The organism is Ferrithrix thermotolerans DSM 19514, assembly GCF_900128965.1.
Classification (GTDB): Bacteria; Actinomycetota; Acidimicrobiia; order Acidimicrobiales; family Acidimicrobiaceae; genus Ferrithrix; species Ferrithrix thermotolerans.
Genome location: NZ_FQUL01000002.1, coordinates 142,655 through 165,220 on the forward strand (window position 1 = coordinate 142,655; position 22,566 = coordinate 165,220).

20 protein-coding genes are annotated in these 22,566 nt (G+C 51.0%); 1 reads left to right on the forward strand and 19 read right to left on the reverse strand.

Going from position 1 to position 22,566, the window contains the following annotated elements; genetic code table 11:
- Positions 1–61: 61 nt before the first annotated feature.
- From BUA24_RS01400 to BUA24_RS01485, 18 genes are all read right to left on the reverse strand, one after another.
- Positions 62–2,311, reverse strand: coding sequence for a RelA/SpoT family protein (locus BUA24_RS01400; protein WP_084660060.1), 2,250 nt, complete (start codon positions 2,309–2,311; stop codon positions 62–64).
- Positions 2,312–2,389: 78 nt separating this feature from the next.
- A complete protein-coding gene (secF, locus tag BUA24_RS01405; RefSeq protein WP_072788000.1) occupies positions 2,390–3,574 on the reverse strand; it encodes a protein translocase subunit SecF in 1,185 nt (394 codons plus the stop codon).
- A 75-nt stretch (positions 3,575–3,649) separates the two neighbouring features.
- Positions 3,650–5,128, reverse strand: coding sequence for a protein translocase subunit SecD (gene secD, locus BUA24_RS01410; protein ID WP_072788001.1), 1,479 nt, complete (start codon positions 5,126–5,128; stop codon positions 3,650–3,652).
- 81 nt (positions 5,129–5,209) lie between these two features.
- A complete protein-coding gene (gene yajC, locus BUA24_RS01415; RefSeq protein WP_072788003.1) occupies positions 5,210–5,632 on the reverse strand; it encodes a preprotein translocase subunit YajC in 423 nt (140 codons plus the stop codon).
- 65 nt (positions 5,633–5,697) lie between these two features.
- Positions 5,698–6,792 (reverse strand): tRNA guanosine(34) transglycosylase Tgt, encoded by a 1,095-nt coding sequence (gene tgt, locus BUA24_RS01420; RefSeq protein WP_178138660.1) that lies wholly within the window; start codon positions 6,790–6,792, stop codon positions 5,698–5,700.
- Positions 6,782–7,807, reverse strand: coding sequence for a tRNA preQ1(34) S-adenosylmethionine ribosyltransferase-isomerase QueA (queA, locus tag BUA24_RS01425; RefSeq protein WP_245790237.1), 1,026 nt, complete (start codon positions 7,805–7,807; stop codon positions 6,782–6,784). Before queA ends, tgt begins: the two co-directional genes overlap by 11 nt.
- A gap of 91 nt (positions 7,808–7,898) precedes the next feature.
- The gene (locus BUA24_RS01430; protein WP_072788008.1) at positions 7,899–9,398 is read right to left on the reverse strand and encodes a CoA-acylating methylmalonate-semialdehyde dehydrogenase; all 1,500 of its coding nucleotides are present in this window, start codon (positions 9,396–9,398) and stop codon (positions 7,899–7,901) included.
- 3 nt (positions 9,399–9,401) lie between these two features.
- Complete coding sequence (locus BUA24_RS01435; RefSeq protein WP_178138661.1) at positions 9,402–10,718, reverse strand: aspartate aminotransferase family protein; 1,317 nt, start codon at positions 10,716–10,718, stop codon at positions 9,402–9,404.
- Positions 10,719–10,901: 183 nt separating this feature from the next.
- Positions 10,902–14,129: a bifunctional diguanylate cyclase/phosphodiesterase gene (locus BUA24_RS01440; RefSeq protein ID WP_072788009.1), complete on the reverse strand. Its 3,228-nt coding sequence runs from the start codon at positions 14,127–14,129 to the stop codon at positions 10,902–10,904.
- Positions 14,130–14,361: 232 nt separating this feature from the next.
- Complete coding sequence (gene ruvB / locus BUA24_RS01445) at positions 14,362–15,444, reverse strand: Holliday junction branch migration DNA helicase RuvB (RefSeq protein WP_084660064.1); 1,083 nt, start codon at positions 15,442–15,444, stop codon at positions 14,362–14,364.
- Positions 15,441–16,007, reverse strand: a complete 567-nt coding sequence (gene ruvA / locus BUA24_RS01450) for a Holliday junction branch migration protein RuvA (RefSeq protein ID WP_072788011.1) — start codon at positions 16,005–16,007, stop codon at positions 15,441–15,443. Before ruvA ends, ruvB begins: the two co-directional genes overlap by 4 nt.
- Positions 16,004–16,501: a crossover junction endodeoxyribonuclease RuvC gene (gene ruvC / locus BUA24_RS01455; protein ID WP_072788012.1), complete on the reverse strand. Its 498-nt coding sequence runs from the start codon at positions 16,499–16,501 to the stop codon at positions 16,004–16,006. Before ruvC ends, ruvA begins: the two co-directional genes overlap by 4 nt.
- 147 nt (positions 16,502–16,648) lie before the next feature.
- Positions 16,649–17,101, reverse strand: a complete 453-nt coding sequence (locus tag BUA24_RS01460; protein ID WP_072788014.1) for a peroxiredoxin — start codon at positions 17,099–17,101, stop codon at positions 16,649–16,651.
- Complete coding sequence (locus BUA24_RS01465) at positions 17,101–17,850, reverse strand: YebC/PmpR family DNA-binding transcriptional regulator (RefSeq protein WP_072788015.1); 750 nt, start codon at positions 17,848–17,850, stop codon at positions 17,101–17,103. Before BUA24_RS01465 ends, BUA24_RS01460 begins: the two co-directional genes overlap by 1 nt.
- Before the next feature lie 46 nt (positions 17,851–17,896).
- Positions 17,897–18,493 (reverse strand): pyridoxal 5'-phosphate synthase glutaminase subunit PdxT, encoded by a 597-nt coding sequence (gene pdxT / locus BUA24_RS01470; RefSeq protein ID WP_072788017.1) that lies wholly within the window; start codon positions 18,491–18,493, stop codon positions 17,897–17,899.
- A 3-nt stretch (positions 18,494–18,496) separates the two neighbouring features.
- Positions 18,497–19,387, reverse strand: coding sequence for a pyridoxal 5'-phosphate synthase lyase subunit PdxS (pdxS, locus tag BUA24_RS01475; protein WP_419187291.1), 891 nt, complete (start codon positions 19,385–19,387; stop codon positions 18,497–18,499).
- Between the two features lie 119 nt (positions 19,388–19,506).
- Positions 19,507–20,328, reverse strand: a complete 822-nt coding sequence (locus BUA24_RS01480; RefSeq protein WP_178138662.1) for a hypothetical protein — start codon at positions 20,326–20,328, stop codon at positions 19,507–19,509.
- A 17-nt stretch (positions 20,329–20,345) separates the two neighbouring features.
- Positions 20,346–21,395, reverse strand: a complete 1,050-nt coding sequence (locus BUA24_RS01485; protein ID WP_084660066.1) for a glycosyltransferase family 4 protein — start codon at positions 21,393–21,395, stop codon at positions 20,346–20,348.
- A 561-nt stretch (positions 21,396–21,956) separates the two neighbouring features.
- Here BUA24_RS01485 and BUA24_RS13270 point away from each other — a divergent pair.
- Positions 21,957–22,130: an MFS transporter gene (locus tag BUA24_RS13270; protein WP_143146323.1), complete on the forward strand. Its 174-nt coding sequence runs from the start codon at positions 21,957–21,959 to the stop codon at positions 22,128–22,130.
- Here the strand turns inward: BUA24_RS13270 and BUA24_RS01495 are convergent.
- Positions 22,071–22,566 (reverse strand): IS630 family transposase (locus tag BUA24_RS01495; RefSeq protein WP_143146324.1); only part of this gene is annotated, 496 nt, incomplete at its 5' end. The genes BUA24_RS13270 and BUA24_RS01495 overlap by 60 nt on opposite strands.

The window sequence follows — 22,566 nt, forward strand, 5'->3', positions numbered from 1 at the left end:
CCCCAACCTCCACCAAAAAGTACCGAACCTAAGATCACCCTCTTACCTCTAATGCCTGTCCTTACTTCGCTTCGACCTTAGTCGCCTTGGGCTGTTGAGCCTCGGGACTATCTAAGACGACACCGCCACCCTTCGGAAGCACGCGATAGGCGTTATAAACACCCTCCAACTGACGCAATGAAGCCAAGATAGAGTCCAAGTGAGCGGGGTCGGCCAGCTCAAACTCAAAACGCATCGTAGAGACACGGTCGTGACCGGCCTGCGAAGAGGAGTTCAATATATTGACGTGATGCTCTGAGAGAACTCTTGCTACGTCCGCAAGAAGTCGTGAGCGATCTAAAGAGCGAACCTCAATAGTCGTAGAAAAGATGCCATGCGATTGTAGATCCCACTCTACATCGATCATCCTCTCCGCCTCCGAAGAAAAAAGCGCCATGGCGTTAGAACAGTCCGATCTATGCACCGAGACGCCTTTGCCTCTGGTTACAAATCCAATGATCTCATCTCCTGGCATGGGAGAACAACACTTTGAAAGCTTCACCATCACGTCGTCTAGACCCTCGACGTAGATCCCGGGACCTTCCCGCCTTCGCCTCTTACGACCTGTAGACACTACAGGTATGGAGCTCTCCTCCTCGACCTGATACAGATCTCGGAGCATCTTCGCAACCACAGTTCGCGCACTAATGTGGTTTTCACCTATCGCTGCAAGCAGTGTTTCCGGAGAGTCGAAACCCATCAGTTGACTAATCTGCATGAGTCCGCTTTGGGAGGTGTGCTTTTGAAGTGGCAGGCCCTCTTTGCGCAGTGCCTTTATTAGCTCCTCCCGGCCCTCATCTACAGCTTCGTCTCGTCGCTCCTTAGAGAACCACTGCCGGATTTTGTTTCGGGCTCTTGGGGTCACTACGACCTTTAGCCAGTCCCTAGAAGGACCTGCGCTTTGCACCTTGGAGGTAAAGATCTCTACGGTATCTCCAGAGCTTAGCCTAGAGTCCAAAGGTACTAGCCTTTGGTTAACTTTGGCACCGATACATCTGTGCCCAACTTCAGTGTGCACCGCATAGGCAAAGTCAATCGGCGTGGCGTTTGCCGGTAAGGTAATCACTCTTCCTTTAGGTGTAAAGACATAGACCTCATCGACCTCTAGATCAAGTTTGAGATTCTCCAGAAACTCATGGGGATCGGTTGTGTCTTTTTGCCAATCAACGATGCGCTGGAGCCAAAGTAGCTCCTCCTTAGTAGACCCTTCCTTGTATCCCCAGTGTGCAGCAACGCCATACTCCGCCCGAAGGTGCATGTCTTTGGTGCGCAGCTGCACCTCCAACGGATTGCCGCTGGGAAGAACAACGGTCGTGTGCAGTGACTGGTAGAGGTTGAACTTTGGAGCATTTACATAGTCCTTGAACCTGCCAGGAACCGGAGACCAGATCGAGTGAACCACACCCAGAGCTGCCCAGCAGTCTTTTTCTGTCTCTGTAATTATACGCATGCCCACGATGTCGTAGATAGAGTCAAAGTCCTTCTCTTTTACCACCATCTTCTCGTATATGCTCCAGAGATGCTTTGGTCGACCCGTGACCTCAGCATCTATACCCACCTCTCTAAGGCGCTCCCTAGCGACCTCGATAACTGAATTCAAGTACTCCTGACGTTCGGGGGACTTAGTTGTAACCAGATGCTCTATCTCGGCAAAACGTCTCGGGTGCAACGTTGCAAAAGCCAGGTCTTCGAGCTGCCACTTGATCTCCGCGATACCTAGCCTATGAGCAAGTGGAGCGTATATGTCCATCGTCTCTTGAGCCGTTCGTCTCTGTTTCCAATAGGGCAGAGCGCCTATGGTCCTCATGTTATGCAGACGATCGGCAAGCTTGATCACAAGAACCCTTGGGTCTCTGGCCATCGCCAAAAGCATTTTGCGCATCGTTGCTGCCTGTTGAGCCTCTTTAGACTCAAAGCTAAGGCGATCTAACTTAGTGACGCCATCTACGATCTGTGCGACGACAGATCCAAAACGTTCTTCAACCTCGGCCAAAGTAAGCTCGGTGTCTTCAACCGCATCATGCAGAAGTGCAGCACTAATGGTCACCTCATCTGCGCCCAAAGAGGCCACGATCTCCGCAACGGAAAGTGGATGAAAGAAGTATGGCTCTCCAGACTTTCTGTACTGTGAGCCGTGAGCTTCCCTGGCTATTTCGAACGCAGTGACAACCGTGTCAGGATAGCCGCTGTAGTTGCTGTGGAGAGACAGGAAGATGTCTACCAGCGTCTCTGGCGAAAACAGTTCAAAGTTATTGTCTAGTGCCTTGGCCATCTCTATATATAAAGTTACTCCCTATCGGGAAGTATTCTGCAACGACTCTATGGCTGGGCGTTAGTGAGCGAAATAGGCTTAGCGTTTCGAGCGCGCCTTCCTCTTGGAGTTCGAGGATCTGGGCCGAGGTGGACGAGCGGTATCACTTGAGGCCCCTCCCACGCCCTGCGACAGGGCACCCTGAGCAACAGACCTTGTAGAGAGATGTGTTGAACGCTCACCAAGTCTTGCTGCTAGTGCTTTGTACCTCGGCTCTCGTCCCTTGAGCCAAGCTAGTACCGGAGACGCTATTGCAATGGATGAGTATGCTCCTGTAGTGAGGCCGACAAATAGAGCCAAACCAAAGTCCTGAAGGGTGGTTGCTCCAAGGATGTAAGCGCCCACAACTAATATCGAAAGGACTGGGATGATGGCGACGAGAGAGGTGTTGAGGGAACGCATAAGCACTTGGTTCAATGAGAGGTCCACCGCTTCGTCGTACGTCAACCTCCCTGGATTCACGAGAGTCTTCACGTTTTCTTGGACTCTATCAAAGACAACGATCGTGTCATACAACGAGTATCCCAATATGGTTAGCACCGCTATCACAGTGGCTGGAGTAATCTGAAAGTTAGAGATCGAGTAGATACCTACTGTAACCAATAAATCATGCACCACTGCGACCAGCGCCGCTAAAGCCATCTTCCATTCAAAACGAACCGAGATGTAAAGAACTATCCCAAGGAAAAAAAAGGCCAATGCTTCCAAGGCTTTAGATGTAACGTCGCTTCCCCATGTGGGACCGACGTTCGTGAGAGAGACCGACGAGAAGCTCACACCCCCAGCCTTTGCGAGATCCGTGGAGACCTGCCGCTCCTTTGCACTTTGTGCTGAAGGAGATAGACTCGAGAGATCAGCCTCCGCCTCCAAAGAACGGTTTGCTCCCGTTCCTAGAGTGTACACAGTCGCCTGAGTAATACCATCAGAGCGAAGCACCGCCTGAGCTTTCGACACCGTTAGAGAGGGTGACGGCACCTGCCAGGAGGTCCCCCCCTTGAAGTCGATGCCGAAGTTCAACCCTCGAACACCGATTGATATCCCACCTAAGACGATTATTAGGATAGAGATGGTGTAGAACACCTTACGTCGTCTAAGAAACCTAAAACTCGTCTCACCTTCAGACAGTGAATGAAAGAAGGAAGGCCTTCCCTTCTTCTCATCTTTTACAACTTCGCCGACACCCGACTCAGCAGAGATATCCACTTCTTCACCGACTCTTGTCACCAAACCACCTCAAACTATCGACAAAGCACGAGATCCAACTCGGACCAACAAGCAGTTCCCCTAAGAGCCTTCAAATCACACTCCACTGGGCTTCAACACACCGCTTCTCTGAGGCAAGACGGCATCGCTTACAATATTGCTTCTGGGACTTGCGCCGAAAAACTTCGGATTCTTTGCGATCGGAGACTGTCCCATCAAAATCACCAAAGGTCTCGTAAAGAACCATGCCGAGACAACGTCTAGTAGAGTCGAGAGTCCAAGAAAAAAGGCAAAGCCTCGAACAGGCCCAATGCTAAGCAGATAAAGCAAGGTAGCACCGATGAGAGAGACCAGGTCAGCAGCGACGATAGTTCGGAACGCCTTGGCAAAGCTTTTGTCCACCGAAGAACGCAAAGACTTGCCGCCTCGTAGCTCATCTTTCAGTCGTTCGAAAAACACCACGTAAGAGTCCACGGTTACACCGATAGATACAATTAGTCCAGTAACTCCCGAGAGATCTAAGGTGAGCTGCGAGGTATGCCCTAAAAGTGAGACGATTGCCCACAACAGCGCTGCTGTGGTACCAAGTCCGGCAAGAACCACCACTCCAAGGGCACGATAGTAAAACACCGTATACAAAAGCACCAGCAAGAGACCTCCGATGCCAGCGTACACCCCTGCTCTTAGAGAGGCCTTACCCAAGGTTGGAGAGATCGTCTGAACTGTCAACTGTTGAAGCTGCACTGGGAGCGCCCCGTACTTTAGTACGAGAGCAAGGTTCTCAGCTTGGGTCTGCCCACCAAGTCCAGTAATCTGCCCTTGTCCATTGAAACTTTTTGTTGTGATGACAGGGGCCGAGATAACATTGGTATCCAGCACTATGGCAAGCTGTTTGTCGAAGTAGGTGGTTGCAATCTGGTTGAACAAAGGTGTTGCTTTAGGTGTAAGTGAAAAGTTTACAACCCATTGCTGCTGCTGATTCAGCCCAGCTACTGCGCTTGAAAGAGCGGTGCCGTTCGCCAACGTTGGTCCAAGTACGTACCTTATTACCTGGGGACCGGATCTATCGGTCAACACCGCTTCTTTAGAGGAGTTGAGCTGAGAGAAGGTTGTGTTTGGGATGTACTGTGCAATAGCATCTTGCTGTGCCGAGGTTGGGCAGAAAGCTGTCAAAGGGTGAGCCTGAATGGTCTTGGCCAATTGACCGTTAGGTTTCTTGTAAGGTGGCAAGGCGCATAGAACGGGGCGAAACTCCAGTTGAGCCGTCTGACCGATGAGCGCCAAGGCTTGATTTGGATGCTTTATGCCAGGCAGCTGAACGACTATGTCTTTGCCCTGCTGCGCAATGTTCGGCTGCGCCACACCAAGTCCGTCTACCCTGTTTCTTATGATCGAGATCGTCTGATCCAACGTAGACTGCGATACCGTCCTAGTTGGTTTGTAGACAACGGAGGCGCCTCCCTGCAGATCAAGACCCAAAATGGGCTTGTAGTTGAGCACGAGCACTGCAGCGAGAGCGCCCACCGACACAAGGAAAAAAACCAGGACGGAAAGTATCTGGGGCCCTTTTCTCATGTAAGAGTAGTCACTTCCTCTCTGTGCATAGAGACACCTTACACCAATGCAGTACTTTAGACATCACAGCGGCATCGAGGCTCACTTAATCCCGCCTTCATCGTCGTCCTCTGTGGCGTTATCATCGGCTTTGCCTTTAGGTTCATTAACATTATCTGTGGCGCCCCCTTCAAAAGACTTTTCATCGTCGGAGGAGGCTTGTTGTTTTTTGAAGTTGATCTCGTCGAACTTCGCCTCCGCCTCCTCCATTGCATCAACAATCACTCCGTCTAGATGGGTGAGTGCGCGGCGGTCGAAGATGACCTCCACCTCTGGAGCGATCTCCACATATACCCTTTGGTCATAGACCTTTGTGACCACTCCAAAGATTCCACTATTAGACACCACATCGTCTCCTGGCTGAAGACCAAGTCGGCGGTTAGTTTTGGCACCTTTCATCCTTGGTCTGAGAAAGAGCAGGTAGAGAATTACAAGGACAAACAAGACCAATATAAGCTGACTCACGCAGATCCTTCCGATTCGACTAGCTCAGTGTAGTTTCAAAGAACCATCTTTAGATCACCACGCACCTAGCTGTAGTAGGTTTCGACAAATCGTTTGGGATCATTGAAGTTTCCTTCTTCTACTGCCTTACGACACCAGCTTATTAAAGTCTTCATGAACGTCAGGTTATGCCTTGTTAGCAACACTCCTAAAGTAACTGGGTCGACCTTGAATAGGTGGTTCAAAAGCGCCATTGGGTACCTAACACAGGTATCACACTCACAGTTCGGATCCAAAGGCTCTTCAGATGCTACGTACCGTGCTTGTTTGACAGACACCTTACCATTAGATGTCCATCCAACTCCATGCCTAGCGACCCTTGAAGGAGCGACGCAGTCAAACATATCGACACCAAGTTCGACTGCGTGCACTATCGAGTACGGATCTCCCACACCCATTAGGTACCGTGGCGCGTCTTGTGGGAGAGAGTCGCAACACAACTGAACGGTTTCTAGTGTCAAAGAACGCTCTTCTCCCACCGCCAGACCTCCGATTGCGTAGCCGTCGAATCCGATCTCACAGGTCGCCTCTATCGAGATCTTCCTCAAAGTGGCGTCAGTACCTCCCTGAACAATTCCAAAAAGTGACTGATCCGATCGGTTGTGAGCAGCCTTAGACCTCTTCGCCCAGGATATTGTCAAATACAAGGCCTCTTTGAGCTGATCCGTAGACGCTGGAAGCATCGTGCACACATCAAGCACCATTGCTATATCTGACCCAAGGAGTTCTTGCATTCTAACTGCGTTCTCAGGCGTGAGGTAAGCCTTAGCCCCGTCATAGACAGATCGAAACGAGACACCGTCTAGGTCAAAGTTCGCATCAAGAGACATCACCTGAAATCCTCCGGAGTCAGTAAGGATCGCATTGGGCCAACCGCTAAATCGGTGCAAGCCACCAAGCTTTGCTACAACGTCGGCGCCAGGACGCAGCATCATGTGGTAGGTATTTGCCAACACCACCTCAAACCCTATCTGGTCTAAGAGATCATGGGGGAATAGACGAACCGATCCCCTGGTACCAACTGGCATAAACACAGGAGTCAAAAAGCTGTGTCTCTCACCTAAGAACCGACCGTTTCGATACGATCCCGACTCCTTTAGTATCTCGAATCTACCAGACAACGTCGTCATTTCTTGCAATGAGCATTGCATCCCCAAAAGAGAGGAAACGATATCCATCTCTTAGAGCATGACTGTAAAGCTCGCGCCAGCGCGGCCCATAAAAACTAGCGATGAGGACCAAAAGAGAAGATCTAGGTGTATGGAAGTTGGTCATCAAAAGATCAACTACCTTGAACCTAAAACCAGGAGTTATGTACAGATCTGTACGACCCTCTAACAAATTGGAGCTCGCTACCGACTCAAGGGTTCGAACTACGGTGGTTCCAATAGCGACGACCCGTTTTGCCGCTTTGACCTTTTCCCATACGCAAGGGGCGACTATGTATCGCTCCGAGTGCATCTTGTGTTGGTCGATACTCTCTTCTGAAATGGGCTTAAAGGTATCGATACCTACCATCAGCTCCACTGTTGCAACCTCAATACCACGACGTTTAAAACCCTCAAAGACCTCCTCGTCTAAGTGTAGCCCGGCTGTCGGCGCAGCCGCTGAGCCATAGTTTTGGGCGTAGATCGTCTGGTACCTAGAGGGATCATCGACCTTCGTTTTTATGTAAGGTGGTAGAGGGATCTCCCCTATCTTATCTATAAGCGCATTAGAGAGAACCTCAACGACCGGCAACTCCCCGTCTTCGCAGTCCCTTACTCCTTTTTCTACCCTTACAACCTTGACACCATCGTGGTACAGGCTCTCCCCGGTTACCAACTTGCGACTCGGCCTAAGCAGAGCGTTGTAGAACCTATCTGAGATCTCTTCCAGTAAAAGAACTTCTGCTGCCCCTCCGGTTGAACGCTGAAGACTTAGTCTCGCTGAAAATACCTTTGAGTCGTTCACGACCACAAGGTCACCCGGTTCTAAAATATTTGGGAGATCGTAGACGTAGCGGTCTTCGATCGAGGACCCATCTGACACTAAAAGTCTGGAGGCAGAGCGCTTCTCAAGTGGGGTCTGAGCGATCTTTGACTCAGGCAATTCGTAGTCGTACGCAGCAATATCTCTATAGTTTCCAAACATCATCTTACAGTCAACTCTACCCCAACTACTTTCTGCAGCCCAATGATGTTTTAGGCGCAAAGGAGATGAGCTTCTCGACTAGCAAGCCGTAGCGCTATCGCGTGCCAGGAAAGTTTAGGTTTACTCCTCTTGAAGCCGAGCTATCCTCTTCGAACCAGCGCTCGGTAACCGCCTTTAAGCGCGTGAAAAAGCGAACTCCCTCCATTCCATGCATATGGGTGTCCCCAAAGAGAGAGTCCTTTGAACCCCCAAAGGAGAAGTAGGCCACCGGGACTGGTATCGGAACGTTGATACCGACCATTCCCGCGTCTATCTCTCTTTTGAACCTTCGGGCCAGGTATCCACTTCTTGTAAAGATCGCTGCACCGTTTGCATAAGGATTGGAGTTGATAAACCTTACAGCTTCGTCGACCCCGCTTACCCTAACAACTGAAAGAACAGGACCGAAGATCTCATCGCGATACACCTTCATCTCCTTGGTCACTCCGTCGATCAACGAGGGACCCAAATAAAAGCCTGGACTGAGCTGATCGATCACCTCTCGTCCATCGACGACGACCCTGGCCCCTTCCATCGACGCCCCATCGACGTAGGAGGCCACCTTGTCCCTGTGCTCTTTGGTAACTAAGGGACCCATCTCCGAGTTCGGATCCAAACCAGAACCGACTCTTAGATTTTTTGTCCTCTCTGCTACCAGGTTCACGAATTCATCGGCCACCAAGTCGTCGACGACGACCACAGAGATGGCCATACACCTCTCTCCCGCACTGCCATAAGCAGCACTTACTGCAGCATCTGCGGCTGCAGAAAGATCTGCGTCGGAGGCAACAAACATGTGGTTCTTGGCACCACCCAGAGCCTGCACACGCTTACCGTTCTCCGCTGACCTTTGGTAAATGTACTTGGCAACCGGTGTGGATCCGACGAACGACACCGCTTTAATCTCTGGGTGTAGGAGTATTGCGTCCACCATCTCCTTGTCTCCGTGCACGACGTTGAAGACACCCTCTGGAAGTCCAGCCTCCATAAACAGCTCCGCAAGCCTTACCGCTAGAGATGGGTCTTTCTCTGAAGGCTTTAGCACAAACGCATTACCACACGCAATAGCTAAGGGAAACATCCACATCGGAACCATCGCTGGGAAGTTGAACGGGGTCACACCAGCTACGACTCCCAAAGGCTGACGCAGAGAGTATGCATCAACTGACCTAGAGACTGAGTCTGATAGCTCACCCTTTAGAAGATGAGGGATGCCACAGGCAAACTCTACAACCTCAAGACCACGTCTCACCTCCCCTTCGGCGTCAGAGAGTACCTTTCCATGCTGGGTTGTGATCATCTCGGCGAGTTCCCCGATGTGACGCTCCAACAGCTCCCGGTAGGTAAATAAGATCTGAGCCCTTTTCGATAACGAACTCTCGCGCCAAGTTTCGTAAGCCTTAAGGGACGCATCGACAGCCAGGTCAAGATCGGCCTTGCAACCAAGAACCACCGACGCTACCGCCTCACCTTTGGAGGGGTCATAGACCAAGGAGGTACGCCTAGAGACACCCGCTACCCGCTTACCGGCGATAAAGTGCAAAATCTCATCCATGAATTAGTTCCCCTCTCTAGAGACATCGATTAGCACCTCGGCGAGTACCTCGGCACCATATCTGGCTTCATCCTCAGTAAGAGACAGAGGTGGAGCGATTCGTAGAACGTTTCCCGCTAGCCCCCCTTTACCTACTAATAGACCTTTTTCCTTTGCGAGCTCCATGACTCTCGAGGTTGTCGTCGGGTCTGGAGTAACCGTCCCTGGTTCGCAGATCTCAACCCCGATCATGAGCCCCTTTCCCCGAACATCAGCCACAGCTGGAGCCTCTGAACTAGCAGAGTTGAGGGTTGCAAACAGCACAGATCCTGTCTTGAGGGCGTTCTCTTGTAACTTGTTAGCAAGCAGGTATCTCAAGTTTGCAAGCCCGCCAGCTGCCGCTAGCGGAGACCCTCCAAAGGTAGATATCGACGCCGCTGAAAAAGCGTCCATTATCTCAGCTCGCGCAACGACCCCAGCTAAAGCCAGTCCGTTTCCAATCCCTTTGGCAAAGGTTACTATGTCAGGTGTCACTCCTTGCGCCTTATATCCCCAGAAGTTCTCGCCTGTACGTCCCCACCCCGTCTGCACCTCGTCAGAGATGTATAAGGCGCCAGACGACTTCAAAACACGCTGAATCTGTCCGAAGTAACCATCCGGAGGAACCGCAAATCCGCCAACCCCTTGGATGGGCTCAGCGATCAGCGCCGCCACATGGCCGTTGGTCTGCGTCTGTAAGACGTCTTCGAGATCGGTTACACCTCGTTCGATGTACTCCTGATCACCTAGATTGGCCAACGGTCCCCGTAGTCTCGATCCACCAAGTACATAGGAGACCTGAAAAGGAGAGTAGCTATTTGCGCGGTAGTGAGTGTTAGCTGTAACAGAAAGCGCAGAGAACGACCTACCGTGGTAGCTGTTTCGCACGGCAATGATCTGATTGGTCCCTCTATAAGCAGTAGCCAATAGCAAAGCAGCGTCGTTAGCCTCGGTACCAGAGGTGGTAAAGAACACCTTTGGATCTTCGATACCAGAGAGCGTGGCTATCTCCTCTGCAAGCTCGATCATGGGGGAGATAAGGTACAACGTGGAGCTATGAATCATCTTCTCCGCTTGTTTTGATATCGCCGAGACAACTTCTTTTACGTTGTAACCGGTCATGGTAGTCAAAATTCCGCCAAAGAAGTCCAGGTAGCGCCTTCCGTCGCGATCAAAGACGTGCCTGCCTTCACCAGAGACTAGCTCTATAGGTGAGTCGTAGTACAAAGACAACCACTTAGGCATCACTGCCTTGTGTCGCATAAGCCATCCACTGTGCAAAGTGCTTTCAATCTCGGCCATAAGAGACGCTCCTCATCGAAATGACTCAAATCTATACATGACACACTAGGCCACCTCTTTGTGACTCGCTGGCACCTGATGCAAAGGATGTAGAGAAAACTTTGGACTTTCACACAAAGATCTAGCGCAAGGTTATTCATATTTCACGTGCTAAAGATCATCCAAGGCCACCAGAAACTGCACTTAGGGCATAGATCGAAGAAACGACGTTAGTGCCTGTTCAGAGAGAGGCTTAGATATCAGGAATCCCTGTGCCTTATCACAGCCAAGCTCTCTTAGCATGTAAAGTTGATCTTCGGACTCAACCCCCTCAGCCACAGTCTCTAGCTTTAGGGAGTGACCCAAAGTAACTACCGCCCTGACTAACTCGGTATCTTTTTGAACCTTTCCCAACCCTTCCACGAAACTTCTATCGATCTTCAACGTTGAGATCGGAAAGTTACGCAGGTAAGTGAGAGACGACCAGCCCGTCCCAAAGTCATCGATAGCGATCTTTATACCAAGATCTGCGATCTCAAAGAGGGACCTCTGCATAGAAGAGCCCACATCGATGAGTGCATACTCTGTCAGTTCAAAGGAGAGCCACGTCGGATCAAGTCCATAGTCTTTCATCACTGAACGGATCAGCGGAAGGAGCTGCGGGTCGGCTAGCTGTCTGGGTGAGAGATTCACTGAGAGTCGTGTAGGTCCGTTAGGCGATATCGATCTTCCCAAAGTCTTATTCCATCTCTTTAGGTACTCACCTGACATCTGCAGCACGATGTTTCCCATTGGCACGATAAGGCCACTTTTTTCAGCTACATCGATGAAGACAGCTGGCTCTACTACCTTGGACGGGCTTTGGTCCCAAACCCGGACTAGCGCTTCAACACCATCAAGCTCCATAGTGTCTATGCGTAAGATAGGTTGAAACAAAAGGCTGATCTGTTTTGCTTCGATCGCTCGTCGAAGAAGCTGCTCGGTCTCCATACGCTTTTGAGACAAGGTTCTCATCGCCTGATCAAAAAGTTCCCAGCGCCCCCGTCCATGTTCTTTGGCTCGATACAAAGCAGTATCTGCCTCCTGCATCATCTCCTCGGGGGTGCTGCCCTCAGATAGGGCTATACCTATGGAGCAACCAACACGAAGTTGGGTTCCACCTACCAAAAACGGTACCGATAGATCGGTCTTTATCCTTTCAGCGAGACGCTCCGCCTCATCGATACCAGAGACGCTGGTGGCAAGAACTACAAACTCATCGCCCCCGAGCCGACTTACAGTGTCCTCAGAGCGGACCGCCCTAATCAATCTCCTTGACACCTCTACAAGAAGCTCATCTCCAGATCGATGCCCCATCGCATCGTTCACCTGTTTGAACTCGTCCAGATCAAGGTAGAAAAGGGCAAAGTTCTCGCCGGTTCTAAAGTATCGCTCCCTCGCTACAGCAAGCCGATCTAGAAGCATCACTCTGTTTGGAAGCAAAGTCAGAGGATCGTGTGTCGCCTGATACTCGAGGCGTTTTGCTATGAGGATCTGCTCTGTTATGTCTCTAATATTCACAACCAACCCGCCGACTGCTGGGTCTCGTAGGAGATTTCTTACAGTAACTTCTACGTAACGATAGGTCCCATTAGTGTGGAAAAGTCTGCAGTCAAACTTAGCGACCTTGTTGTGCTCTTCTTCTATGGATGTAAACACCTCACGTACTCTGTCCCTGTCCTCCGGATGCACGATGTCGGTGGTCCTTTTGCCGAACCGCTCGCGAGGAACATAGCCGAGCACAGACTCAAGACCCGGTGATGCATAAAGCAGTCGTCCTCCACTGTCTACTATCATCGTCACATCGCTAGAGTACTCAACCAGAGCTTCAAAGCGCGAGAAAGCCTTTTCAAGCTCTAATTTAGCTCTGTGGCGCACACTTACATCTTCTATGAAGATAACCAGCTCCAGTAGCGAGCCGAATGGGTCGTATATGCCGCTCACACCTATTTCAGCCGGAAAGGGTGTGCCATCCCATCTGATAAGACGTTTTTGAAAACGAGACTGTTTTTTTGATCCCTCCAGGATCTCTAAAAACTCTCGCCTCCCAATCTCACGGTCATCTGCAAAGCTATAGGACTCTAAGTCCGCTCCGACGATGAACTCTATAGGTACGCCGAAGATCTCTACAACTGCCTGATTTACCTCCTGCCACACTCCATCAGGGGTTGCGATCACCAGACCGATATGCAGACTCTCAGCCGCCGCTCTCCAACGCCTCTCGGCCAGGCTTCTATCGGTAACGTCCCTAGCAGTCGCTAAGACACCACCTATACTTGGATCATCGTAGCGATTGATAACTGAGAACTCCAGGTAACGGTAGCCGCCTTCTTTGCGTCGGGTTCTCACCGTAACCGAAACAGGCGTAGAGACGTTGTTGCGCAGGACCTTTGCGACCTCTTGGACGCTTTGGTAGTCCTCTGGATGCACAAAGTCCAAGAAGCACTTGCCGATCATCTCCTGACGTTGAAATCCCAGCAATTTGAGACACGCTGAAGAGGTCCATGCAATCGTGTCGTCGGTGTCTATTGTGATAACCAGGTCCCACCCATCTTCGATCAAAGCTTCGAGCCGAGTCTTGGACTCCCTTTCTGCGTCTATGGCTGCCCGTTCGTCTGAGATATCCCTAACGCTTATAACGCACGCTTCACCGACACCCAAAACCACTACAGGAACCGCTTCGACCTCTATCCACTTAAACGAACGGCTGACCGTTGAAACGCCAAAGGAACCCTTTGCAGGCGTCTTAGACTTCATCGCTTGGGAGATAACAAAGTCTTCGGAGTCTATCGGTATCAGTTGCTCTCCAAAAACACCGTGAAATAGCTCATCGCTCGTAACCGTGTTCCGCTCTTTTGGAATATCAAATACCTGAGCTGCTGAGTAGTTATGAAACAGCACCACACCTGAGCTATCCACTAGCAGAATCCCACACGTTACTGCGTCTAACAGCTGACGAAGGTCAAGGCCAGCAGACCTAGACGTGGGACCCATGACCGGCTGTTCCTCTAGGTAGGGCATTACGACTACCAGATAGGTGGATCGAGCGCCGTCTTGTTCGTATGGAAGTATCCAGACAAAGCATGGTTGAAAGCTGCCATTGGCAGAGAGAATCTCCGCATCGAAAGGTCTTATGTCTTTCGAAGTAAAGACCGTCATTCTTGCTTTGGACGGATAAGCCGATAGGTCTCCAAAGTTCTGAGACGATACGCGCAAAAGATCTCTCAGTCTCTTTGTGCCAACGACCTCGCTAAGTTCTAGACCGATCAGGCTCAAGAAGTGTGCGTTTATGTCGTAGATCAAACCGTCAGAGTCGCACAGCAGAACGGCTACCCCCAAAGACTCCTCTTTGTCAAGATAAAGGTCGATCGACTCTTCCTGATCACTACTCATGGCTCTACCTAACTTTGGAACCAGATGGTTCTACATCTAAAGACCTTTGCCCAGAGGTGGTACGCCTTTGGTACTTGAAGGGGTTCATCTTTGGTCTTCCACGTGAAGCTGGAGGATCCTGTCTTCCACTAATTTCATAACGGCGATCCCCAGACACGCATATTATTCGGAACTCCTACGTAATTACTTAACCAAGATCTGTATGTGATCGCTACGGTCAGAAAAAGACAGCCTAGAAAAGCTGGCTCTGTTCCTCAACAGGCCTAATTCCTAAATGGTCGAAGGCCCGGTTGGTAGCTACCCTTCCCCTTGGAGTCCTTATTACCATCCCAAGCTTTACGAGATAGGGTTCGTGCACATCCTCTATGGTCTGCCGCTCTTCCCCTACAGAAGATGCCAACGCGCTCAAACCTGCCGGCCTTCCCCCAAAGGTCACGCACAGAGACTTCAGAATCTCCCTGTCTACCCTGTCTAAGCCAAGATCGTCGACACCAAAGACGTCAAGTCCTTCTTTGGCAGTTGTCTGATCCAGGACTCCGCCACGGCTGACATCTGCGTAGTCTCTTACAAGTTTGAGCAGCCTGTTAGCCAGTCTTGGAGTACCGCGTGACCGAAGCGCAATCTCGTAAGCAGCGTCTTCGCTTATCTCCATCTCAAGTATCTGTGCCGAGCGCATCACCACTTGGGAGAGCTCCGTTGGATCGTAGTACTCCATGGTGTGTACAAATCCAAAGCGATCCCGCAGTGGGCCAGACAACATTCCCGTTCGCGTCGTCGCTCCAATAAGTGTAAAGTGGGCTATGTCAAGTCGAAGGGTTCGGCTTGTTGGACCTTTTCCAAGGGTGACGTCGACCTTAAAGTCCTCCATTGCGCTGTAAAGGAGTTCCTCGACGGTTCTTGGGAGGCGGTGTATCTCATCTATGAACAACACGTCGAAGTCTGAGAGATCTGAAAGAAGTGAAGCGAGATCTCCTGCCCTAGTAATCGCAGGGCCTGAGGTTACCCTGAAGTTAACCCCAATCTCGTTAGCCACTATCGAAGCTAGGGAGGTCTTGCCAAGTCCCGGAGGTCCCGCGAACAAGATATGTCCCACCTGATCCCCCCTAAGCTTTGCGGCTCCAATTACGATGGACAGCCTCTCTTTCAGCTGTGGTTGGCCCACAAACTCAGTGAGATATTTAGGTCGCAAAACGTTATCGATCGATCTATCGTAGATATCAAGGAGCGTGGACGGCTTTGGCTCAGCGTTTTCAGAACCCTTCTTGGACGGCTCTTCTGTTGAACTCTTTTTGAAGACAACCTCCCGTCCACTCACGATCGAAGCCCCTTTAGAGCCATGCGTAACGCAGAATTTGGATCTAGTCCATCAGGGAGCGACTTGAGTGCTTCCACAACCTCAGTTTGAGAGAATCCAAGTGCCAGCAAAGCCTCGGCCACCTCACGTCTTACTCCACTCAAGTAGATCTCCCCTTCATCGATCTCATCGGACTCAAAGAATCGTTTCAGCTCCAAAACGAGGCGTGAAGCCAGCCTATCGCCTACCCCCGGAACTGACTTGAACCTTTTTACGTCCTGATTTACAACCGCCTCCGCAACACCAACGTCCCCGAGATGCGTCAGTATCGTCAGTGCGAGCTGGGGGCCAACACCTTGCACCGTTCGAAGTCTATCAAATGTCCTTCTGTCAACCTTTGACTCGAAACCGAACAGAACCGGTAGTTCATCTCGGATAACCATCCTTGTGTATAAGGTAGTCAAAGACCCGATCTCTGGGGTATAGGACGAGGGTGCGAAGATCTCATATCCAAGACCTGCAGCTTGAACCACAACGGAGGAGTCTCCTTTTTCCACCACCGTCCCAACAACTCTATCTATCAAGACAACCTCCAGCCTTCCCTAACCGTCTCAGAGGCGCTCAAGAAACAAAACGCTAGTCCGATAGCATCGACTACATCTGGTGGCCGAATTGATTGTTCCGTACCTAAAAGCCGCTGTACCATGGCTTGCAGCTGCCACTTTTCCGCAGATCCATCGCCAACCAAAGTCAGTTTCATCTCATTAGACGATACCTGGGCAACTGGAATGGACGAACTCTCCGCCGCCATAAAGGCTGCCCCTAACGCCTGACCTACAGCCATGGCTGACTTTGCATTCGTCTTGAACACTACCCTCTCCACAACCATGACATCCAGGGTGTAAAGAGCCATGATCTCTCTCAATGACTCAAAGATCTCTAAGAGGCGCCTGGGTAACGCTGTCGTCCCCTCTGTCCGAATCACACCGGCCTCATGCACCTCTATGCTTCCAGCCGACCGAGACAAAAGAGCATAGCCACATCTAGCCACACCCGGATCTACGCCTAATACATACATATGTTCTATACAAGCCTAGATGGAGAACACTTGAGCCAGCTCCTTCACTGACCTCACATTACAGCACCGGAGCCCAGCAGGATACAATTCAACAAAAAAAGCCAGTCCAATCCGCTAGGACAGAGTTATTTATCTAGAGGCATCCACTTACTGAAGACTTCTCACTACATCTAGTAGTTCTCCAGAGGAACGAAACGAAAGCCCAGCCCGTGTTCGGTGTGCGTATCGGATCACCCCTTGTGCATCTACAACAAACACAGATCTCCTGTAAAATCCAAGAGGCCCAAGGACATCGTAGGCTATAGCAACCTCCTTGTCCACATCCGCCAGAAGTGGAAAGGTCAGATTTAGCCGACGAGAAAATTCGTCGTGGGACTCAAGAGACTGAGGGGAGATTCCGAGCACAGTTGCGTTGAGCTCCTGGAAGTCACTCGTTGCACTCGAATACGAGTTGAGCTGAGCTGTACATATCGGAGAAAAGTCTTCGGGGTAAAAAGCAAGCACAAGTGGGTGACCCCTGAAATCAGAGAGGCAGTACGTCTTCCCTCCAGTTCCCAAGAGACTAAACTGTGGGGCGGGGTCACCGACCTCGGCTGCCATCAATCCCCCACAAGCTCAAGCACAGAGTCTGGGATATCGACGTTAGAATACACATTTTGAACGTCATCTAGGTCGTCGAGTGCATCGATTAGCTTGAGAACCTTACGAGCCTCAGCTTCGGAGTCTATTGAGATTGAGTTCGACGCTTGCAACACAAGATCGCTCGAGATGCACTCCATCCCAGCTTCTTCAAACGCTCCCTTCAGGGATGCCAGATCGCTTGGCGCACAAACAACCTCCCACTCTTCACCCTGATCGATAACGTCATCGGCTCCTGCGGAGAGGGCAACCATAGTTACCTGATCCTCATCGTACTTCTTGCTCAAAGTAACCGAGCCCCTTCTGGAGAACTGCCACGCAACTGATCCCGGCTCGGCTATAGCACCGCCGTTCTTGGAGAACGCTGCCCTTACATCAGCGCTAGTACGGTTTCGGTTATCCGTTAGGCACTCCACAATCACAGCAACTCCGCCCGGTGCGTAACCCTCGTAGGTCACAGCCTCGTAACGAACCCCTTCAAGCTCCCCTGTGCCACGCTTGATTGCTCTATTGATGGTATCGATCGGAACGGAGGCGTCTCTTGCCTTTTGGAACATGGTGCGTAACGTTGCGTTGGCGTTGATATCGCCTCCACCTTCTCGGGACGCAACCTCAATCTGCCTAATAAGCTTTGCAAAGAGCTTTCCGCGAGCCTTATCTTGGGCACCTTTTTTATGTTTGATCGTAGCCCACTTGGAATGACCTGACATATTTTCTTACACCTATCTCAACGACACAACATAACAATAATAGAGCCTAAGCCTCAACGACAGCTTCTAGGAAGTACCTGTGCAACCTAGAGTCGGAGGTGAGTTCTGGATGGAAAGCAGATGCCAAATACGACCCTTGCCTCACAACAACAGGAACTGACTCCCCTCGATCCCCAAAGTCGTACACAACCCTTCCAAGCACCTCTACCCCGCCGTCGACGCCCGTGATAACCGGAGCACGGATAAAGACGGCCTTCATGGGAGGCGGAGACACTCCTTCGACATCGATATCTGCCTCGAAAGACCGTATCTGTCTTCCGAATCCGTTTCTACGAACCTCTACATCTAGGTAACCAAAGCTGAATTGATCGTCTCTCCCGTCAACGATCGATCTTGACATGAGAATGAGACCCGCACAGGTCCCAAATACCGGAAGATCTGTTCGACTTAGGAGGGCCTCCTTGAGACCAGAGGTCTCAAGGAGCTTTGAGATCGTCGTCGACTCCCCCCCAGGGAGTATCAGCCCATCAATAGAGTCAAGGTCCCTCGGTAACCTAACCGTAGAAACCTTGACTCCAAGACTATCTAGCATCTCGGAGTGTTCTAAAAAGTCACCCTGAAGCGCTAAGACACCAATCTGCAAGAACTACCAGCCTCGCTCGGCTAGATGCAGATCCACCTTGTCCATCTCGATACCGACCATTGCAGGGCCTAGATTCTTTGAGACCTTTGCCACTATCGCAGGATCTCTGAAGTGTGTAGTCGCCTCTACGATAGCTTGCGCCCTTTTTGCAGGATCATCGCTCTTGAATATTCCCGACCCAACAAATACCGCTTCAGCACCAAGCTGCATCACCAACGACGCGTCTGCTGGCGTAGCCAAACCCCCGGCACAAAACAGCGGAACGGGAAGTTTCCCGGTTTCTCTGATCTCAAGAATCAAATCGATGGGCGCTCTCAATTCCTTAGCCCATGCGTAGACCTCCGAGTCGTCTGCCTTCGTTATCTTCTTGATGTCACCGACGATCGACCTTAGATGCGTCACCGCCTCACTTACGTCACCAGTCCCGGCCTCACCTTTAGAACGGATTAAGGCAGCGCCCTCCGAGATGCGCCGTAGTGCCTCTCCAAGGTTGGTTGCACCGCAGACGAAGGGGATATCAAAGGCCCACTTATCGATGTGATGCTCGTAGTCCGCCGGAGTAAGAACCTCGGACTCATCTATGTAGTCAACTTGCAGATGCTCCAGCACCTGCGCCTCAGCAAAGTGCCCAATACGAGCCTTGGCCATCACTGGAATCGTCACTGCCTCTTGGATCTCCATAATTAGAGCTGGGTCACTCATTCTTGCAACCCCACCCTCTCGCCGAATGTCAGCCGGTACCCTCTCTAACGCCATAACCGCCACTGCACCCGCATCTTCGGCTATCTTGGCTTGCTCAGCGTTGACTACGTCCATGATGACACCGCCACGTAGCATCTCAGCTAAACCACGCTTTACTCTTGTGGTTGCAAACTCTGGGTGTTCGATTGACAACTTTATCACTCCCTAACTAAGGTTCGTAGAGGTAATTTTAGTCACTCACACGAAATTTCATGAACACCAACAAAGCAACGCCTCTCGGTCTAGGAGACCTACGAACACAACACTGCGCTCTACCACTCCTCTAGTTGGGCTATCCGATCCTCCAGTAGAGCCTTGGATCCTTTCAAGAGCGGCGGATTTAACCAAAGCCAGCTTGATCCCTTTGCCGCAGCACCTTCTAGCTCAAAGAAGACCCCCTCGTCGCGTATCTTTTTGAGCACTAATATAAGCGCAGGCGGAAAGCGAGTAATTGAAAGAGATGCAACGTCGACCAGCATGATCTCTTGAGCCATTGGCAGCGTCACCGACTCAGGGTAAGCCCCCAGGGTAACGAGCGCAAGCAACCTTCTAGGCAGAGAGAGATAGGCGTCGTAGTCAGAGAGTCCGGAGCGAACCTTGGCGATCTCTCTCGCTAAGACAGCTTCAAGTTCAAGTACGCTTAGAGACTCAAGCGCTCCGGAAGAAAGAACCACTAAGGGCTCTCCTCCTTTTTTGAACGAAGCAACCTCAATGGCTGGAGTTTTGATCTCCGCAAGTAGTGGAATCTGTACCCCAACCTGAGTACAGATCGCCTCAAGCACCGTCTTTACCCGAGCCTCGAGCACGGCATCACCAATGGGTTCAAAGTCAAACCCCACCACGGAAACCCACTTTGAGACTAAAAGCATCAAAGCAGCTACCCCTAGGCCAACTACGACAGACACTGGGATGTTTTCGATAACATCTCGATTGAGACTAAGTAGGTATGAGGCAGTCACCAATAAAACCCAGGTCAATATTGCGATAGCTGAAGCGAACACCAGATAAGAAACGAGGACCTGCAAGCGCTTATGCCAGAGCTGGTATAGGTTGGCCCCTCCCCATATGGTCGTCCTGTCGCTAGCGTCAAACACCACTACAGATTACCCATCTATCCGTTCAGCTGTTCCGTGAAAGAGTCTAAATATCTCTTCGCCAAACCATCGATAGAGTAGGTCTCAGCCTTAGCTAAAGCGTTCTCCGTAAGCGTTGCTGCCATATCTTTTGAGTGAATGACCTCGTAGATAACGCTTGCGAGCGCTGTCGGATCCCCCGGAGGGACCAAGATGCCATCAACTCGGTGTCTAACTAGTTCGCGATATCCGTCAATGTTAGACGCCACAACCACACTCTTACAGGCCATAGCCTCAAGCAGAACGACCCCGAAAGATTCACCAAAGAGCGACGGTGCAACTACAACGTCGGATGCTCTCATTCGTGCAGCTGCTTCCGCCTCAGATACCCTCCCAAGCCACTTAATACGTGGGTCTTTTTTATACTTCGCCCTAAGCTTGAGACTCTCAGGTCCATCTCCAGCTACCCAGAGCTCGATCTCGTGGGTAAGGTCGAGGTATCTAAAGGCCTCTAGAAGAATCTCAAGACCCTTCCGAGGTTCGTGGCGTCCAATAAACATCACTGTGAAAGCGTCTTTGCGCCAAGGAGCTACCGACGAAAACCGAGTGAGGTCAACTCCGTTGCCCACCACTAAGCTATCGCGTCCAGTCACTGCGTAGGCTGTCGATCTTGCTTCCTCCGAGACAGCGAATCGAAGTTCTAGTCTGCCAGAGAGCACCCCTAGAGACCTGGCATACGCCTTGTAGATAGCCGATGCACCCGACCTGTGAAAAGTACCAGCCACCGGTGCATCTGAGAGCGCCATCGTCGCTACCCCCACAAATGGAGTAAAGGGTTCATGCAGATGGACTATGTCGTAAGAGTTATGCGAAAATATACCCCGGAGTCTGCCCCACATCTTTGGACTTATAGATATTGGCGCCAACGAGCCATTAGCCCACCATTCGTGAGTCCGGCCGAGTGCCACTATCTCATCGACAACAGTCGGCTCGTCACAAGGCGCCACAACATCTACTTCGTGACCCAAGTTACGCATAGACCTAGATAGAGCCAAAACCTGTCCCTGAACTCCTCCTGGGACACTCACACTATAAGGACACACCTCAGCCAACTTCACAACATCCCTAGCCTACCCATGGCCAATGCCACACCCGGCTAAGGTGACTAGACCACACAGCAGATCTGCGACGAGGAGCACAGCGGCCTGCTTAGAGCGAGAAAGTCAAACAGCTAAAGATCCTATAAAACGCTAGATTGCAGCTAGGGTCGCAAGTCTCTCGAAGTTACTCCCGTTAGCTCATAACGAGACCCCACATGTAGTTCACCCAACGTTCACCCAACACGCACTCGTGATTTACCTTGAGGCAGAAAGGTGTCACTTGCGACCATCAAGATGGACAAGTAATGAATACTCGTTCATTACCGAGAACTGGAGCCACTTCAAAGTGGGAAATGAAAGGATAGAGGTGTCTCAGGAACATCTAACGATCTCGGAGGCTCTTGACACAGCGCCCCAAGTCGTTTCCATAGTCGCTCGATCGTGGTTGCTGGGATGGGTTTCTTTACCGACGCCTACGACCTCTTTATCATTAGAACAGCCACCACTCTGATTTCAAAGCAGTAGGGCCTCACCTCATCTCAGACCGGAGTGATCAACTCGATTACGCTTTTATCGGCCTTTATAGGAGCGATCTTTTTTGGAAGACTCGCTGACAAGATCGGACGCAAGCGCACCTACGTTCTAGAGGCCGCAATCATGGTACTAGTGTCCCTCCTCAGAAGTTTGCGGAGAAACAATAGGCTCCAGGTATTTCTGCATTGAAGCGAAGATCTCGTCGGCGCTCTTGGTCCAGATGAAGGGCTTGGGGTTCTCGTTCCAGTTGTCAGTCCACTCCTTGATGCCACGGGTGAGCTCGGCGACGCTGCGATGCACGCTGAGCTGGAGGTACTTGGTGGTCAGGGCTGCGAACCAGCGCTCGACCTGATTCATCCAAGAAGAATACGTTGGTGTGAAATGGAACTCAAACCTCAGATGGCCAAGGAGCCAGGTTCTCACCGACTCGGTCTTATGGGATAAGTAGTTGTCTAAAACGACGTGAACTCGTAAGCTCCTTTTGGTACTTGTCGGTCGATGAGCTCTAAGAACTGAAATGAATTCAACTGCCCTCTTGGCAACCGTCATCTTGGTGATAACCTTGCCGGAGGCGACATCAAGGGCAGCGTAGAGATTACTAATACCATTGCGCTTGTACTTAGGT